The following is a 17,903-nucleotide window of genomic DNA, read 5'->3' on the forward strand; positions in this document are numbered from 1 at the left end:
TCATTCATTCGTAATAGCTAGATGGCCCGTTTATCCATAAACCATTTCCTTGTTTAACCAGGTGTATGCATGAGAAAAAGGGTTTCTCCGCACCTTAATGTCATAAGGCTGCAAATTTTGCTGGTGAGAACCCATTCAAATCGAGTCAAAACGGTTATATCTATACCATATACGAATGGAGGGATTCCCTATGATTCCGGCAACGTTGGAACAATTGGAGCAAGTTCGCAAGGAATGCCGTACCATGGTTCGCAAAAGAGCTACCGCATCTGCCGGTACTACACTCGTTCCGCTGCCCGGTACAGACGTACTGGCTGATGTGGGGATGCTGATGCAGCTGTTGCCTGCCATTAACAATAAATTTGGATTATCACAAAAACAGCTGGACGGTATGGACCCCGAGACCAAATCCATGATCTATGGATTCGTTATGTCCATCGGAAGCAAAGTCATCGGTCGTATGATAACCAAGGAATTGGTGGTACAGGTTCTGAAAAGAGTCGGCGTACGCGTAGCTACCAAATCGGTCGCCAAATTTGTTCCCTTTGCAGGACAGGGACTGGCTGCCGCACTCAGCTTTACAGCCATGCGATATGTGGGTAACAAACATGTGGATGACTGTTATGAGGTCGTCAAACGCATGATTGAGCAGCGCGAATTGATCCCGGGTGAACCCGCTCCGTCTGCACTGGAGGAAGTGAACAGCGACGACGCAAAAGTAGAAGTGAACTCGATCTCTAGCAACGGCGCAGATGAACCTGCGAAGGATTCTAAGGATCAGTAAATAAATACTTCATATCTCAGCGTCAATCCTCTGGATACACAACAAATAGCCGGGAGCATCCCTAGGGGTGCTCCCGGCTATTCTTGTTAGTTACATTGTAATCAGATCGCCTGCGGTTGTTGCTCCGCAAACTGACTATTGTACAGATCCGCATAGAAGCCCTGACTTGCCATCAATTCATCATGATTGCCCTGTTCAATCACGTTACCATGATCCATAACCAGGATCAGATCGGCGCCGCGAATAGTGGACAAACGGTGTGCAATGACAAAGCTCGTGCGATCCTTCATCAGATCATTCATTGCTTTCTGGATAAATACTTCGGTCCGTGTATCCACGCTACTCGTCGCTTCATCCAGAATGAGGATGGCTGGGTTCGCCAGAATCGCTCTTGCAATGGTCAGCAACTGTTTCTGCCCTTGAGAGATGTTCGACGCCTCTTCATTCAGCACCGTATCATAACCATCAGGCAGTGTACGGATAAAGTGATCCGCATGTGCCGCAACGGCTGCCTTGATGACATCCTCTTCCGTAGAACCTTCTCGACCATAAGCGATGTTGTCCCGAATCGTTCCGTTGAACAACCAGGTATCCTGAAGCACCATGCCGAACAGACTGCGCAGCTTACCACGCTCCATATCCTTAATGTCGGCACCGTCAATCGTAATCCGACCATCCTGAATTTCGTAGAAACGCATTAACAGGTTGATCAGGGTGGTTTTACCGGCTCCCGTTGGTCCAACAATGGCTACCGTCTGTCCCGGTTTTACATCAATATTCATGTTATGAATAAGCAGTTCATTTTCTTTATATCCAAAATTAACACCTTGGAATGCAACCGCACCTTTAGGCTGCTGTAATTGCACGGGTTGTTTGGACTCCGGAACTTCTTCCTCTTCATCCAGCAACTCGAATACCCGTTCTGCCGAAGCAATCGTTGATTGAATGATATTGGAGATATTTGCAATCTGGTTAATCGGTTGTGTAAATTGACGGGAGTACTGTGTGAAGGCCAGAATATCCCCGATAGAGATCGATCCGCGTGTAACAAAAATCCCACCAACCACACAGATCAGCACATAACCCAAGTTACCAACGAAACTCATGAGCGGCATAATAATACCGGAGATAAACTGGGCTTTCCAGCCGGATTCATACAGTTCTTCATTGACCTTCTCAAATTGCTGTACGGATTGTTCTTCACGTCCAAATGCTTTGACAACCTTGTGTCCCGTGTACATCTCTTCGACATGACCATTCAGTTCCCCAAGGGATTTCTGTTGACCCGCAAAGTGTTTTTGCGAACGAGATGCGACCAGCATGACAACAACTACACTGAGTGGCAACGTCAAAATCGTGATCAAGGTCATCCATGGACTAATCGTCAGCATCATGATAATTACGCCGACAATCGTGACGATAGACGTAATGAACTGTGCCAAACTTTGCTGAAGTGTATTACTGATATTGTCCACGTCATTCGTGGCACGACTAAGTGTCTCCCCAGTTGTGCGGGAGTCAAAATATTTCAAAGGAAGACGTCCAACCTTTGCACTGATTTGCTCACGCATGTCATACACAACACGTTGGGCCACACCGGCCATCAGGTATTGCTGAACATACATAAATGCAGCACTGAACAGATAGAGTCCGCCCAGCAGGTATAATACTTTTATCAATGCAGGAAAATCAATCCCGGCTCCCTGTACACCTTGAAGGATGGCGATGGCGCCTTTACTGAGAATATCCGTTCCTTCTGCCATAACTTTTGGACTGATGATGCTGAATACGGTACTCAAGATGGCTGCAACCAGCACACCTAGCAGACGAGAACTATGGGGCTGGAGATAACGAATCAAGCGACGCAGTGTGCCTTTGAAATCTTTGGCTTTCTCAGCGGGAGGTCGCATGCCCATTCCGGGACCTGGACCCGGCCCACCATGGGGACGAGGCGACTTGCGTTCTGTACGTTCACTCATGCGATCTCCTCCTCTGTCAGCTGGGAGGATACAATCTCGCGATACACTTCATTGTGCTCCAGCAGCTCTTTATGTGTTCCTGAACCGACAATTCGGCCCTCATCCATAACCAAAATTCGATCGGCATCCATTACTGTACTTACGCGTTGCGCAACAATTAGCACAGCCGCTTCTGTCGTTTCGGACTTCAGCGCAGCACGAAGTTTAGCATCTGTTTTAAAATCGAGAGCAGAGAAACTGTCATCAAAGATATAGACTTCCGGACGGCGAACAAGTGCGCGAGCGATGGACAGACGTTGCTTTTGTCCACCAGACACGTTGTTACCACCTTGTGCGATAAGACTCTCATATCCATCTTTCATCTCGGTAATGAAGTTCTCAGCCTGAGCCGTACGGGCCGCATGCACAACTTCATCCATTGTGGCATCGTCTTTCCCGTGACGAATATTCTCCGTAATCGTACCCGTGAAGAGAACTGCTTTTTGTGGTACAAAGCCAATTTTGGCACGTAAATCTTCCTGCCGAAGTTCACGCACATCTGTACCATTTACCCGAACACTACCTTCGGTCACATCATAAAATCGTGGAATAAGACTGAGCAATGTTGATTTCCCAGAACCCGTACCGCCAATGATGGCTGTTGTCTCACCTGAGCGAGCTGTGAAGGAGATATTGGACAAAGCTGGATTCTCTGCACCCGGATAACGGAAAGTTACATTGTCAAACTCAATCATACCCTGCATGGATTTCATACCACGAGGCTGCTCGGGATTGCTAAGATCCGGCTGCATATCAAGCACTTCGTTGATCCGTTCTGCCGATGCTGAAGCTCTTGGGATCATAACAAAGATCATCGAAACCATAATCAGTGAGAACATGATTTGCATTGCATACTGGATGAAGGCAATCAATGCACCGATATTCATATTGCCGCTGTCGATCCGCATTCCACCAAAATAAAGGATGGCAATCATCGAAAAGTTCATAACCAGCATCATCACAGGCATGATGGTCGCCATGAGCACATTAACTTTGATCGATGAATCTCTCAGTTCTGTGTTGGCCCCGTTAAAGCGCACTTTCTCATGCTCCCCACGGTTGAATGAACGAACAACCCGAATCCCTGTTAACTGCTCACGCAGCACCAGGTTGAGACGGTCCAGCTTTTTCTGAATGGTTTTGAACAAAGGTAAACCCTTGGCGCCAATCAGCGCAATAGCTCCACCCAGTACCGGAAGCACGACCAGGAAAATCGTAGACAATTTGGCGTCCTGAGATACCGCCATGAAGATACCCCCGATACACATGAGCGGAGCCATAATCATCATTCGCAGCATCATCGTAAGTACATTCTGTACCTGCGTGATGTCATTCGTTGTACGCGTAATCAGTGAAGCAGTCCCCATCTTATCGAACTCTTGGAGAGAGAAGTTCTCCACATGGCGAAATACTCTGCTCCGCAGTTGTTTGGCAAATCCACCTGCTGTTCGAGATGAGAGATAACTGGCAATCACCGAACACGCTGTTCCGCCAATCGCGATGACCAACATCCATCCACCAATCTGCCAGATATACGGGATATCCCCTTTAATGATGCCGTCATTCACAATATCTGCCATTAACGTAGGCAGGTACAATTCAGCAAGCGACTGAAACAGTACCAAAACCAGAATGAAAATAATCGGAATTCGGTATGGCTTCAGCATGCTAAACAGTTTCATCATGGCGTATCATCTCCTCTTGTCGAATCATCCTTTTGCAAGGAAGTTAATGTATCAAAAAAGGTGTATACCTTTGTCAACAACTCAGCCAGCTGAGTACTGTCTTGCTCACCCAAATGCTCAACTAACTTATTGAATATTTCCATACGCTCTTGGTGAGCAGCCCGAATAATTTCGCGACCTGCTTCAGTAATCGTGATGCGGACAGCACGGCGATCCTCCGGGTCCATCGTCCGTTTGACCAGCCCCTCATCTTCAAGGCCACGAATAACAGGTGTAATGGTTGGTGACTTCACTCGTAGCAATGCGCTGATTTCCGAGACTTTCATTCCAGGATGATTGGATTGGATCGTGTCATTGAAATCAGGCGGATTGTCCTGCCAGTTCAATTGTTCTCCCGGATGCATCCCGTGGAGTAAACAACCCAGCACCATAATTTCATTGTGATTGCGCCCATGAGGTTTATGTTGCCTCCATTTGCCTTTATTAAACTGCATAATGGAGTACAAAAGCTTCTGAGCGACCGGATCTATACCAGTCATAATGGGTCCCTCCTTCTTTCTTTATCATTCCATAGACATCCAACATCATAGGACATCTATTAAATAGCAGTACAATTAAATAGATGCACAATTAATTAGGTCTACTAAGTATATTATCGTGAGAAGCCAATGTCAAACATCTAAAAATAACCAATATAAACCCATAACTAAGAGCCTATACGCGCTTAATTAGGGTATTGTCATTTGACCTCCATTGGGGCCCGCTATACTTATTATGTACCATTCCATGAATTCAACTTACAAAAAAACTCCCATTCTATACTCCGGTGGATGATGACCCGGAGTAGGAATGGGAGCATTTTGGATTGCGATTGAAAAGTAGAAACTAGAGAATCTTCTTATTGCATAACTTGCATGATTAGATGCGCTTGTTAATCATCAGGACTGTGAAGCAGAGACTGTTTTAAGCACTGAGGCAAACGGGAAATATTCTTTTGCATTGTTGTAGGCAATGCCTTGTACGATCTGACCAAGCAGCTCCAGATCCTGCGGTGCCTCCCCTTGTTCGGCCCATTCACCGATGAGGTTGCAGACCAGACGACGGAAATACTCATGCCGGGTGTAGGACAGGAAGCTGCGTGAATCGGTTAGCATGCCGACAAATCGGCTGAGCAGACCAACATTCGCCAGTGCTTTCATCTGAGCAAGCATGCCGTCCTTTGTATCATTGAACCACCAGGCTGCGCCAAGCTGGATTTTGCCCGGAATGCCCCCGCCCTGGAAGCTGCCGATGATCGCCGCGAGCACCTCGTTGTCCCTTGGATTCAGAGAATACAGAATCGTTTTGGGCAGTGCTTGTTGCTGCTCCAACGCGTCGAGCAATCCAATCATTGCCGATGACAGTGGCGTATCATTGACTGCATCGTAACCGGTATCCGGCCCAAGCTTGGCAAACATCCGCGTATTGTTGTTACGGGCTGCATTAATGTGGAACTGCATCACCCAGCCTCGCTCTGCATACAGTTTGCCAAGGAACGTCAGCGTCACTGTCTTGTACTTGTCCTCTTCCTCACGAGTTACCTTCTGACCTGCAAGTGCCTTTGCAAAGATGGCACCAGCTTCTTCGCGTGTAGCCACGCCGTATGGAACATAATCGAGTGCATGGTCAGAGACTCTGCCGCCGACGGAATGGAAGAATTCCACTCGGGACTCCAACGCAGCAAGGAAGGATTCATAATCTGAAATCGCAGTGCCAGATGCCTGCGACAGCTTGCCTACCCATTCGGTGAAGGTATCCCGGTTCAATTCCAAGCCTTTATCCGGGCGGAAAGAAGGCAATACCGCCGTGTCAAAGCCTTCGATTTCCTGAATCTTCAGATGATACTCCAGAGAATCCGTTGGATCATCGGTTGTGCACACAACAGTGACATTGGATTTGGTAATTAGATCACGTGCACCGAATCCGTCACTGTTCAGTTTGGCATTTACTTTGTCCCAGATGGTTGGTGCGCTTGTCTCATTCAGTACTTCGTAGACGCCGAAATATCGCTGTAATTCCAAGTGAGACCAGGCGTACAGCGGATTACCAATCATCATTGGGACCGTTTTGGCGTAAGCCAGGAAACGATCGTAATCGGTTACTCCCTCGCCGCCGGTCACATATTGCTCTTCAATTCCGTTTGCGCGCATGAGCCGCCACTTATAGTGATCACCGTATAACCAAGCCTCTGTAAGATTGCCAAAGGTTTTGTTCTCGTAGATCTCCTGAGGACTGAGGTGGCAATGATAATCAATAATCGGCATGTCTTTGGCATAATCCTCATATAACTTGATCGCCGTTTCATTGTGCAGCAAAAATTGTTCATCCAGAAAAGATTTCATTCGCCTCGCACGCTCCCTTTAGGTGAGTTTACGTTCATATGGGTTCACTTCCCATCTTTACGCTACACTGTTTATCATCAAAGTTCAATATAAAATGATAGCGTTATCAAAAAAGGTTGATTTAGGCATATATTCGGGAACACGGTATACTGGATTTAACGCAAGGATGCTGATTTGAAGATCACACAAGGAGATGAAATGAATTGAAAATTACTTTTCTCGGCACAGGAGATATGTTTAGCGTGGAGCAGCACCACAATAGTATGTTGGCTGAATTCGGAGACACGCATCTGGTCATTGATTTTCCGGAATCCAATGCCAAAGCACTCAAGGAATATGGATTCGCCATGACCGATATTCACAATGTGTTCATTACCCATTTGCATGAAGATCATATTAATGGTGTACAGATGCTGGGTTATTACGCACAGATCGTAGGCGACCGCAAACCCCGTATGTTCATCCACGAACAATTGGTAGATCCGCTCTGGAGCATTCTATCCCCAGGCATGCGCTACACAACAGATGGTGAACGTACTATGAGCGATTACTATGATGTCGTTCCCCTGCCAGATGGAGGCACATTTGAACTGGGCGGCATGACGTTTGAGACCTTTCGGACGCAACATGTTCCCGGTATGGTCAGCAATGGGATACTCGCCAAGCCTTACTTCTATTACAGCGCTGACAGTACACTCGACCAGGAACGGGTGGAGCAAGTTGCCGCTGATGTGCAGCTGATTTTCCATGAATGTCATATGCATGATCTGGTGATCAAATCCCATACCTCTTTGAAGGATCTGGAGCAGTTACCCGCAGAAGTGAGACAGAAAACCTTACTAATGCATTATCATGATGAATACGCCGATGCGGACAAACGGAAACAGTTCAACAGCGCGCATGATCTGCGGATGGTTGGCACGTTGGAATCATTTGAACTGGAGTAGGTAAACGGAGAGAGGGCATCGGATATTATCCTATTTGGACCTATATCCTAATGGAGGTAAATGCTATGGAGTATCGATTTGAACAAGGTTACTTTCTGATATATTCTCCTGCAAGAAGCACCAGTAGTGGAGACATCATGGTGGTTAAATTACTGGAAAGACCCTTTAAGGATAGAATTGAATTCCTTATTAACAGCAAAAACTATGAGTGTACTACACACCATGAATACTTAAACTTTGAGCCAACTTCTCATCATAAACCTGAGAAGCCTGGAGCATTTTCAATGGAACGAAGTGAGTTCAATCGAATGTGGGATACGATGAATCAGTATTTTGAAGAGTAATAACCTTATCCTGCTGTTAAATCTAAGCTGATTCCTTTCTCATTTCATGTTTTTACTTACAGCAGTGATTCGTTTGCCTATGGCGGCGAGCCTTAACCCACGTTAAGCCAACGAATCTGAGAGGCCTTATTCGGCTGAAATCCGAGTTACCAGTATTCTAACGAATCTCAAACGCGTTAATCTAGTGATGTTGCTCCAACTGGCACTATTTCAATCGTTTTTGAGAGTAATAAGGTTACTGAGATTCGTTAGAATTCCAATAACGCTAATTCAGTGCAAATAAGGTGCGCTCAGTTCGTTAGGATGGAGTTTTAGTTGTACCTAGAAAAATGAAAAAAACCACCTGGACACAGGTATACTCGCTCTCCTGTTCAGATGGTTTAACGATAACGATCTATCTATATACTGTTTTTCATATCAATCCGTGTACCTTTTCTTATCCTGCCTTGCACATGCCGTTACTCAGCGTCAGCGCAGTCCTCATTCTGTTCAGGAAGGGCCCATACCGAGACGCCTCCACCGCACACATGGAAGGTGGCCCAGCCGTCTTCCTCAATGGTAATCTGATCATCACAGCTGTTCGTCAGATCCACCCAGACTTCACCAGCACGATGCTCTCCGACGAACATTCTCTTCTCACCGTCATCCCCGTTGGAGATGACCACTGCACAACCGGAGCCTTCGATTTCCTCTACGCCGCGACGCACCCAGCCAATCGTATTCGCGTGATCGAAGTAATCTTCCTGCTCTCCATATGCCTTGTTGCAGCGGGCAGACAGCAGAATGTCCAGAATCTCCTTTTTGCCATCCACAGGTTCAGGTCCACCAATGCCGTAATAATCGCCGTAAAATACAACCGGATAACCATCACGACGTAATAGCGTCAAGGCATAAGCGCTCGGCTTAAACCAATCTCCAATCCATGATTCCAACGCTTCATGAGGTTGTGAGTCATGGTTATCTACAAAAGTTACCGCATGGGTAGGATGTGTCTGCACCAGGGTGTCATCAAAAATTTTGGAGAGATCAAAGTCTCTGCCTGCAAGCGAAGCCTCATGCAACTTGTAGTGAAGAGACACATCAAACAGGTCGATCTGATAGTCTACCGTATCAAGGAATTCACGACATGCATCCAGGTTTGAATTCCAGAACTCACCTACGATGTAGAAATCCTGACCGCGTTTGCGGATCATCTCTGCTGCGAACTCCTTGATGAATTCGTGGTTGATATGCTTAATCGCATCCAGCCGGAACCCACCGCACTGAAGGGTATCGATCAGCCATTTCCCCCAATCGATCATCTCGCGCCGAACATCCGGGTGGTTATAATCTATATTGGCGAACATCAGATAGTCATAGTTGCCAAACTCATCATCGACATTCTCATTCCATTTTTTATTCTCTCCTGCGATGCGGAATACACCTGTTCGTTCTCCCTTGGCGTCAAAGTCTGTACCGTTGAAATGTTCAGAACTCCACTTAAAGGAGGAGTATTGATCTCCGCGACCCGGGAATGTGAATTTGGTCCAGCCCTCAATTTCGAACGGCTCAGAAATTTCCTTCGTTCGATCATTGGGATCAACCTCGATCACTTTGAACACTTCCGTCTCATCTGCTCCGGCCTTGTGATTCATAACCAGATCCACATAGACGGCAATGCCGTTCTTCTGACACTCAGCAATGGCCTCCACCAGTTCCTGCTTGGTGCCATATTTGGTCCGTACGGTACCCTTTTGATCAAATTCGCCCAGATCGTACAGATCATAAACACCATAACCTGTATCTTCTGCTGACACTGCCTTGGTTACGGGTGGTACCCATACCGAGTCAATACCTTTGGCTTTCAGTTCCGGGGCCATTTCAGCCAGTCGCTTCCAATGATCTCCGTCTGCAGCCAGGTGCCATTCAAAAAACTGCATCATGGTATGATTTCTCTTCATTATAACCGACCTCCTTGATTGCTTTCGAAGCGGACCGCGGAACGGATAGGGTAATCGCCGTTGTTCGTTCGTTGCTAACCAAGTTATAACCCTTTCACCCTACCCTTCAATCATATAAAGGAAAGAAATCTGAGAAAAATGTTAAACTTCTTGGTTCAGCATTTGCCTGATATCATTCAAATTGCTGTGAAGATGCATCATATTCAAATTCGTTTATAGTCCCGCCACTCCTCTGGCAGTAGGGAACGATACGGTTCTTGGATAAAACGATCGTCGACCAGCACCAACACACCCCTATCTTCCTCCGTCCGAATCAGCCGTCCACCTGCCTGCAGCACCTTATTCATACCCGGGAAAATATAGGCATAATTGAATCCGTTGCGTCCTGTCCGATCATAGTAATCACGTAATACGTTGTTCTCCAGACCAATCTGCGGCAGCCCCGCACCTACCACAACCACGCCATTCAAGCGGTCTCCCGGCAGATCGACACCCTCTGAGAATACGCCACCCATGACGGCAAATACCAAGCGTGTTCGTTCAGGATTGGGTTGGAAACCATCCAGAAACTGCTCCCGTTCCAGCTCGTTCATGCCTTGCTTTTGTATGACCGTATCCGCTTCACTTGGAAGCTGTGCATAGGTTTCATATATCTCGCGCATATAAGGATAGGAAGGGAAGAACACCATTAGATTGCTGCGCGGCCATTCACTTACCAGCTGTTGCAGCATCTCCGCAATGGGGCGCCGGGACTGTTCCCTGTCCTTATAACGCACGGATAAGGGCAGGAGTCTCACATCCAATTGTTCGCGCTGAAACGGCGATGGAATCTGCAATGTATAATCCTCTTCCTCTGCACCCAGCATATCCCGATAATAGCGAAGGGGTGACAATGTGGCCGAGAAATGAATGAGGGAGCGGAATCCTTTGGCCGTCTGACGAAGCAGTACCGAAGGGTCGAGACAAAATAACTTCACTCTCACTTCACTTCGAACACACTCTGCATACGTAATAAAACGTTCATCATACAGCTTGGCAATGCGCAGGAAATTCTGTGCCGTGAAGTAGGCATCCAACAGCAACTGATCCGTCTCGGCATTCCCCGAACCACCTTCAACAAGACATTGCTCCGCGACCATGACAAAAGGTTCCAGCCGTTCAATCAGTTCCTCCGGTGCTTCCTGCTGGATGATCTTTCCTTCTTCTCCACCGTTTTTCCGAAGGGTAATCAGATACTTATCAATGGCCCCCGTGTAGTCAACAATGGCTTTGGCAGCAGGCACACTGCTGTCCAGCGACTGGAACTCTCTTTTCACATCCAGGAACACTGCCTTCTCCAGCTCGGCGGAAAACATCATTCGGCCACGATCGACCAGATTATGAGCCTCGTCCACCAGTAACACCGTCTTGCGTTTCTGCTCTTCCAACATTCTTTTCAGAGAGATCCTCGGATCGAAAATATAGTTATAATCGCAGATCACCGCATCGGCTGCATACGCCGCATCCAGTGAAAACTCAAACGGACACACCCGATGTTTGCGCGCATACTGCTCGATGACTGGACGTGTCATCAACGTCTCATGTTCCAGCATGTCCAGCACGGCCCCGTTAATACGGTCATAATATCCTTCACACATGCCGCACTGCCCCGTATCACAAGCTTCCTCTTCCTTAAAACAAATCTTGTCCTTCGCGGTCAGACTAATCACATGCATCTTCAATCCTTCCGATTGCATCCGGGCAAAAGCTTCTTCTGCCGCCACCCGTGTCGTCGTCCTCGCGGTCAGATAGAACAATCGGCTTGCTTCGCCTTCACCAATCGCTTTGACCGTGGGAAACAGCACGGACATCGTTTTACCAATGCCTGTTGGTGCTTTGGCCATCAATCCCTGACCCTCACGGATCGTCTTGTATACAGCTCCTGCCAGCTTTCGCTGCCCCTCCCTGTATTTGCGAAAAGGAAACGGCAGCTCTCGCACACTGATATCACGCTTTTCTTCATACGCAGCGATCATCTCAGCATATGGCGCATAACCGGCAATCACCTCTGCCGCAAACTGCTCCAGTTCCTGTCGATCTGCCATTCGGCGAAACCGTCTTTCTTCATGGGTCACCGAATGCACATACGTCAACTGCACTTGCATGCGTGGTTCATCTTGCTGAACGGCGTACATATAGGCATACATCATGGCCTGTGCCCAGTGCACGGGAAGACCCTCTCCCAGATCATCCAGATTGCCCGCAGTTGATTTGATCTCATCCACCGTCAACTGACCGTCCAGACGAATTAAACCGTCACATCGCCCCTCCACCACATAGGTCAGATCCCCATGTTGGATCTCAGCTTCGAGCACAATCTCTTTTAGATCCTCTTCGGTGTACTCCTTCTGTACCCTTTGATGAATTCGAGTCCCTTCCTGCATCGAGGCATTGGTCCGGAACCCTGGACGTATGCTGCCACTGCGGTACACGTACTCCACCAAAGGTCTAACCGATATCCGAATTGTTGTTGTCATACGATCACCCGTTCTGTTTGTAGTGATTATACTTTATCATGAAATATGCTTTTGGACACAGCACCACCTCGAAGAAGTGGAAAATATTATAAAGAGTTATTGACATCACATCGTCGCATAAGTAAAGTTAACTTTACGTAAAGCGAACTTTACTTATGGGAGGATATACTTGCAAAATCTAATCAGAGACAAACGAATACATATGCACATCACACAGGAAGAACTGTCTCAACGGCTAAAGGTCTCCAGGCAGACCATCATATCGTTGGAATCCGGAAAGTACAAACCTTCTCTTGTGCTTGCTCACAAGCTTGCCCAATTATTTGGCTGTCAGATCGAGGAATTATTTATTTTTGAAGGAGATGAGAATATTGAGTTCTGAATCACTGAATCGGATGATCGGGATCGGTGGAATTGTAGCTGGTTTGTTATTTGCAATACTCATTATTTTTTTCACAAGGTTGATTGCAAAAAAGCAAAACGGACTGGATGAGCGGTACCTCTATTGTATCACGAGAGCAAAAGCCTTCTCCTGGAATGCGACCACTATCAGTCTTGCTCTGGCTTGGATCCTCGTAGTTATACTAGACGGGATATCACTTTCCTTTTTCATTATTACTGCAGTGTTTGTCATTCATTGTTTATCTTCTATTGCGGCAAACGTATACTACTCTGCTCGGAATTAGCCCACCTGTCCGATACATGTGAACCGATTGGACTCGCTGATTTCCATATGCTATCTTGAAATAGAATGTACTTAATGAGGAGGCAGCTTCTATGTATATCTATTTGGTTCCTTCACCGATTCCGGATGCACTTGCTGCATACCCGCATCTGACTTTGCGAAGCGAAGAGCACGTGCGTCTGGCTATTGAATCCGCAGAACGCCTGATGAATATTGAGTCTGATGATAAAATAGCCGCATATGAAGCTTTTGATGCCGCAGGCTCCTGGACTGGCGGTGGTTACGCTGTTCTCAACAATATCCCTGTTACAGAGGATGGTCGTAACGATTTCGAAGAACGGTTCAAGAACCGTGCCCGCAAGGTAGAAGACGAGCCTGGCTTTGTCGGTATTCGTGTGCTTCGTCCTCTGAAGGATGACACATATGTCGTACTTACACTCTGGCAGTCGGAGGAACATTTCAAAGGCTGGCAGGAATCCCAAGCATATAGTCACGCTCACCGAAACCGCAGTACAAGCGAAGGGCTGACTGCACAGAAGCCCACCATGTTCCCCAGACCTTCTTACGTCACAACGTACACTATAGAATAACTAATTGGGTCACATCTGGCTTTTATCGCAATAGCCCATGTTTTTTCAAACCTCTTCCTGCATGGAAGAGGTTTTTTGCCGTCAATTGTTGAAGGCTCTCATTTTTGACACAGCCATGCTGAGATAGGATAATACTTGTTAAATGAAACTTCGGAAGGGAAGGCGGTACCTTGTCACGCAGTTCACTCACCCGATTTCTAAGCGGACCGTTTATATTCTTTACCATTATCATGATGATCAAAAGTTCACTGGCCTGGATCGTTATCTTCGATGACATCCCTGTCTGGAAACCACTGCTGACTGAATTGCCGCTCATCTGGATCGGCTTCTGTCTGATTGAGTGGTTTGCTGCCAAGCGGCGGATGTGGATATACCTTGCCATGAATTTGCTGCTCTCAGGGATTTTCTTTGCAGCCATCATGTACTACAAATACTATGGTGTAATCGTTAACTATCACGCGTTGGCACAGGTAAATCAGGTGGCTTCGGTCAAGAGCAGCATGTTTTCATTGCTTGATCCAAATTACTTGTTTATTTTTGCAGACGTTCTAGTCATTGGGGGGATACTCATTCGTCGTCGGATCAAGCTCGGGAGTACAGAACGTCCGAACCGCATTCCGCTTGAACGACGTGCCAGAAGACGGGTTGCCTCGGTCATTCTGACCCTGTCCATGATCCTCTGCATGCTCAACATCTATCCCAATCGGGCCAGCATGAATGAGCTTACACAAGCAGAACAGATGGGCATCCTCGGTTACGAGGCGTATACCATCCTGGATCGACCTGATAAACCTGTGCCCATCACTCACATCGATCAGGCTGACATCGACCAACTGAAGCAAACGACCGAACTTCCTGCGATTGTGGAGCAGGGTGCAGCGAGCGGACGCAATGTGATTATGCTCCAGTTGGAATCGTTTCAGAACTTCCTGATTGGATTAGAGGTAGATGGACAGGAGATTACGCCTAATCTGAATCAATTGGCTAGACAGAGCCTGTATTTTCCGAACTTTTATCAGCAAGTCGGACAGGGAAATACATCGGATGCAGAATTTGTTGTGAACACATCGTTCTACACCCCGCCGAACGGGGCAGCAACAACTGTATATGCGGATAAAGCTCTGCCAAGTCTACCCAAGTTGATGTCAGCAAACGGATATCAGACAGCTACATTCCATACAAATGATGTTCGTTTCTGGAATAGGGATCAGTTATACAAGGCACTTGGGTTCGACCAGTATTATGATATTGATTATTTCGGCACACAGGACTCTATCGCCTTTTCGGCCTCGGATGAGGTTCTGTATTCCAAAACACTGGATAAGCTGGAATCCATGCATTCTTCGGGCAAGCCCTTCTATGCCCATATCATCTCCATGTCAGCCCACCACCCGTACACTTTGCCTAAAAACAAGGTGAAGCTGACGCTGCCAGAGCGTTACAAGGATACGTTGCCCGGTGATTATCTGATATCACAGCATTATGCCGATCAGGCGGTTGGACAGTTGATTGCTGGATTGAAAGAACGGGGATTATGGGAAAATAGCTTGTTTGTCTTGTACGGGGATCACCTGGGACTTCCCATCTATTCACTGGATCGGGATGACAAAGTCCTTATGAAAGAGTTGTATGGTCGGGAATACACATCAGCAGATATGATTAATATCCCACTCATTATCTCGGCACCGGGCGTTACCCCGGGTGTACAACTGGAACAGATCGGAGGTCAGGTGGACATTCTGCCAACGATTGCGGGACTCACCGGGGTATCGCTGAAGGACCAATTACACTTCGGACAAGATTTACTGCGTGAAGGCGGAAACCTGCTACCCGAACGTTATTACCTTCCTTCCGGGTCGGTGCTAAACGATGCTTCTCTCTTCATTCCGGCGAAAGGATACGGGGATGGAACCCATTATTCCCTAGCTGATGCGGGCAGACAGGATGCCGTGCAACAGCAGATGAATGTTCCTTCAGAAGAGATGCCGAAGAATGCGGGAGATGAGGAATCTCCAACTATAGCCACACCCAATAACAGTGGGCAGTCTTCTTCACGGTTTATCACGAAGGAACAATATGATCGGGCATTGGATCTTGCACACTTGTCCAACAGTTATTTAAGCCAGTTACCGGACCGAAAGGACGTTAAATAAAAACTAATCGTAGAGTATACGGTTACTACCCTGGCGAATGGGTAGACGATTTTCTAAGGAACTCAAGACGTCTTATTTGACCTTTAGGTCCTCCTTATACATTGTAAAGAACATCAGACACGTTATTTCCCAAAATCCAAAAAAAAAAAACGCTGTAAACGGCTGTTTTTTCGGATTTAGCGTGTCTCAGGTTCCTTAGATTTCTGCGGATGCTTCAAATCCCTGAATAAGGCGCCTCAGATTCGTTAGGACTCGCTTCGTGCCCTGCTCCAACCGCAAGCTTAACAATCATTTTATATCTACATCCAATATCCTTATTGAAGCCGAAAAAGCCCATTAAACAGAACGAATCACGGTCTGATTAACGGGTCTTTTCTTGGTTTTATTGTGGCTTAGGACATTACAACGTCATCCTCTGTGACAGCCCTGCTCCCGTTTACAACGGCAGTAACGCAACCGACTTGCGAGCAGTTAATTGCTCTACCATGGCAAGCCATTCCTGCGGTTTGTTCGGTAACACCGCATAATATCGATTCAGGAAATCAGCCACCAGGCTTGCTGGTAGTTCACCAAGCGACTCATCACCTGGCATGAAGCACAGATCCAATCCGCCAACTGCTTCACCGTCACCTTGCCAAGATGGATGAACATATGGGAAGTCCAGACGCTGGTATCCCAGATGGGACAATACTTCGCGACGTACATACGGGTCCATCGGCTTGATACCGCCAAACTCGTGATCCTGACTCAGATAAGGGTTATAGATTTCGGCAAACATACCGAACAATTCTTTCCCGTTTGCCGCAGCCAGCTTCTGCAGATCACGCTTGCGGTGATTCGCCAGGAAACTGCCGATCCCCAGTCCTTCGCGCCCAATAATCGTGAAGTCCGTCATGGCCACGTTCCAATCCTCGTAATAACGGTACTCTGTCGCTCCAACAACCTGTCCCTCATGCACAGCTACGAACACCCGAATACCCGGATCTTCCAGCGGTTCTTCCCACAGGGGAAAGTCCAGCACTTCTTCCCGCGGGAAAATCTCCTGCATCAGCTTGTGCATTTGGGCAAACAATGGATCTTTAATAGATGTAATACGCGTGAATTCCATGAATAAATACCCCCTCGATTGATGATGTATTTCGTTTAACATTTCTTTATCTGAACGGATTCCGCCACTCCATCAGGGCAGCATAGTTGCAGGATTCCTCATCGTCCAGATAGTCTGCGGTCACACCAACCGGCATGCGGCCACAGCGAAGCAGGAACGATATCACCGGGTCACGTCTCTCTCCCGCTGCTACCTGATCCAGATATTCCTGCGCAGACAGTTGGTCTGCAACCAGATGATAACCGGGCATTCTACCAGCACCTAGTAACCGATCCATCCCCTGAGCGATGACAAGGTGGTACATCGCCTGCATCATAAGCTGAGCCAGTCCCCATTTGCGGTACCCTGGACGAACACAGAGATCGACAATATACAGCGTGTTGCCATCCGGCTGGTGGTTACGAATATAGCCGTCATCCGTTACTTCGGCCCAGGTATGACTTGCTGGATGTGCAGGGTCCCACTGCATCCGCAGCGAGGTCATTGAACCAGCCAATTCTCCATCGACTTCAATACAGATGGCACCCTCCGGGTAATGCTTCACATGACTGGTGAGCTGCTCGTGACTCCAGAGCAGCTCTTCCGGATAAGGAGGAGGGAAACTCTCCGCCTGAATGCGAATGAGTTCCTCAAAGTCGGCTGCAACATAATTGCGAACGACTGCCTTTACCCTTTTGCCACTTTGCTCCGGGTCGGTGATCAACATTTCTTTTGTATACATCTTGCCGGATCGCCCCTTTCCACTGACAAAT

General features: G+C 47.4%; 15 protein-coding genes. 7 read left to right on the plus strand and 8 right to left on the minus strand.

What is annotated here, in order from left to right; genetic code table 11:
• Positions 1 to 190 precede the first annotated feature (190 nt).
• Complete coding sequence (locus NZ043_RS07320; RefSeq protein ID WP_249912756.1) at positions 191 to 784, plus strand: YcjF family protein; 594 nt, start codon at positions 191 to 193, stop codon at positions 782 to 784.
• A gap of 101 nt (positions 785 to 885) precedes the next feature.
• Here the strand turns inward: NZ043_RS07320 and NZ043_RS07325 are convergent, their stop codons facing one another.
• The 4 genes from NZ043_RS07325 to uxaC all read right to left on the minus strand — a co-directional run bounded on the left by NZ043_RS07325 (position 886) and on the right by uxaC (position 6,868).
• Positions 886 to 2,763 (minus strand): ABC transporter ATP-binding protein, encoded by a 1,878-nt coding sequence (locus NZ043_RS07325; protein ID WP_249912757.1) that lies wholly within the window; start codon positions 2,761 to 2,763, stop codon positions 886 to 888.
• Positions 2,760 to 4,487, minus strand: a complete 1,728-nt coding sequence (locus NZ043_RS07330) for an ABC transporter ATP-binding protein (RefSeq protein ID WP_249912758.1) — start codon at positions 4,485 to 4,487, stop codon at positions 2,760 to 2,762. The genes NZ043_RS07325 and NZ043_RS07330 overlap by 4 nt, the downstream gene beginning before the upstream one ends.
• The gene (locus NZ043_RS07335; RefSeq protein WP_091035952.1) at positions 4,484 to 5,026 is read right to left on the minus strand and encodes a MarR family transcriptional regulator; all 543 of its coding nucleotides are present in this window, start codon (positions 5,024 to 5,026) and stop codon (positions 4,484 to 4,486) included. The genes NZ043_RS07330 and NZ043_RS07335 overlap by 4 nt, the downstream gene beginning before the upstream one ends.
• Before the next feature lie 399 nt (positions 5,027 to 5,425).
• Positions 5,426 to 6,868: a glucuronate isomerase gene (gene uxaC, locus NZ043_RS07340; RefSeq protein WP_339311234.1), complete on the minus strand. Its 1,443-nt coding sequence runs from the start codon at positions 6,866 to 6,868 to the stop codon at positions 5,426 to 5,428.
• Positions 6,869 to 7,071: 203 nt separating this feature from the next.
• On the opposite strand from uxaC, the gene NZ043_RS07345 reads away from it, so the two are divergent.
• Both NZ043_RS07345 and NZ043_RS07350 read left to right on the plus strand, forming a co-directional pair.
• The gene (locus tag NZ043_RS07345) at positions 7,072 to 7,815 is read left to right on the plus strand and encodes an MBL fold metallo-hydrolase (protein ID WP_339311236.1); all 744 of its coding nucleotides are present in this window, start codon (positions 7,072 to 7,074) and stop codon (positions 7,813 to 7,815) included.
• 65 nt (positions 7,816 to 7,880) lie between these two features.
• Positions 7,881 to 8,159, plus strand: coding sequence for a hypothetical protein (locus NZ043_RS07350; protein ID WP_339311238.1), 279 nt, complete (start codon positions 7,881 to 7,883; stop codon positions 8,157 to 8,159).
• A gap of 458 nt (positions 8,160 to 8,617) precedes the next feature.
• Here the strand turns inward: NZ043_RS07350 and NZ043_RS07355 are convergent, their stop codons facing one another.
• Both NZ043_RS07355 and NZ043_RS07360 read right to left on the minus strand, forming a co-directional pair.
• Positions 8,618 to 10,099: an alpha-amylase gene (locus tag NZ043_RS07355; protein ID WP_221819702.1), complete on the minus strand. Its 1,482-nt coding sequence runs from the start codon at positions 10,097 to 10,099 to the stop codon at positions 8,618 to 8,620.
• Positions 10,100 to 10,302: 203 nt separating this feature from the next.
• Entirely contained in the window at positions 10,303 to 12,615 is a 2,313-nt protein-coding gene (locus tag NZ043_RS07360) for an ATP-dependent DNA helicase (protein ID WP_339311240.1), read from the minus strand.
• Between the two features lie 169 nt (positions 12,616 to 12,784).
• Between NZ043_RS07360 and NZ043_RS07365 the strand changes: the two genes are divergently transcribed.
• The 4 genes from NZ043_RS07365 (at position 12,785) to NZ043_RS07380 (ending at position 16,043) form a co-directional block, all read left to right on the plus strand.
• The gene (locus NZ043_RS07365) at positions 12,785 to 12,997 is read left to right on the plus strand and encodes a helix-turn-helix transcriptional regulator (RefSeq protein WP_036612923.1); all 213 of its coding nucleotides are present in this window, start codon (positions 12,785 to 12,787) and stop codon (positions 12,995 to 12,997) included.
• Positions 12,987 to 13,301 (plus strand): hypothetical protein, encoded by a 315-nt coding sequence (locus tag NZ043_RS07370; protein WP_339311242.1) that lies wholly within the window; start codon positions 12,987 to 12,989, stop codon positions 13,299 to 13,301. Before NZ043_RS07365 ends, NZ043_RS07370 begins: the two co-directional genes overlap by 11 nt.
• A 91-nt stretch (positions 13,302 to 13,392) precedes the next feature.
• Complete coding sequence (locus tag NZ043_RS07375; RefSeq protein ID WP_076253722.1) at positions 13,393 to 13,890, plus strand: antibiotic biosynthesis monooxygenase; 498 nt, start codon at positions 13,393 to 13,395, stop codon at positions 13,888 to 13,890.
• Between the two features lie 170 nt (positions 13,891 to 14,060).
• A complete protein-coding gene (locus tag NZ043_RS07380) occupies positions 14,061 to 16,043 on the plus strand; it encodes an LTA synthase family protein (protein WP_339311244.1) in 1,983 nt (660 codons plus the stop codon).
• A gap of 436 nt (positions 16,044 to 16,479) precedes the next feature.
• On the opposite strand, the gene NZ043_RS07385 is transcribed toward NZ043_RS07380, so the two are convergent.
• Positions 16,480 to 17,151 (minus strand): hypothetical protein, encoded by a 672-nt coding sequence (locus tag NZ043_RS07385; RefSeq protein ID WP_047840815.1) that lies wholly within the window; start codon positions 17,149 to 17,151, stop codon positions 16,480 to 16,482.
• A gap of 46 nt (positions 17,152 to 17,197) precedes the next feature.
• Positions 17,198 to 17,872 (minus strand): GNAT family N-acetyltransferase, encoded by a 675-nt coding sequence (locus tag NZ043_RS07390; RefSeq protein WP_339311247.1) that lies wholly within the window; start codon positions 17,870 to 17,872, stop codon positions 17,198 to 17,200.
• Positions 17,873 to 17,903 lie beyond the last annotated feature (31 nt).

Source organism: Paenibacillus sp. FSL k6-2145, from assembly GCF_037976585.1.
Lineage (GTDB): Bacteria > Bacillota > Bacilli > Paenibacillales > Paenibacillaceae > Paenibacillus.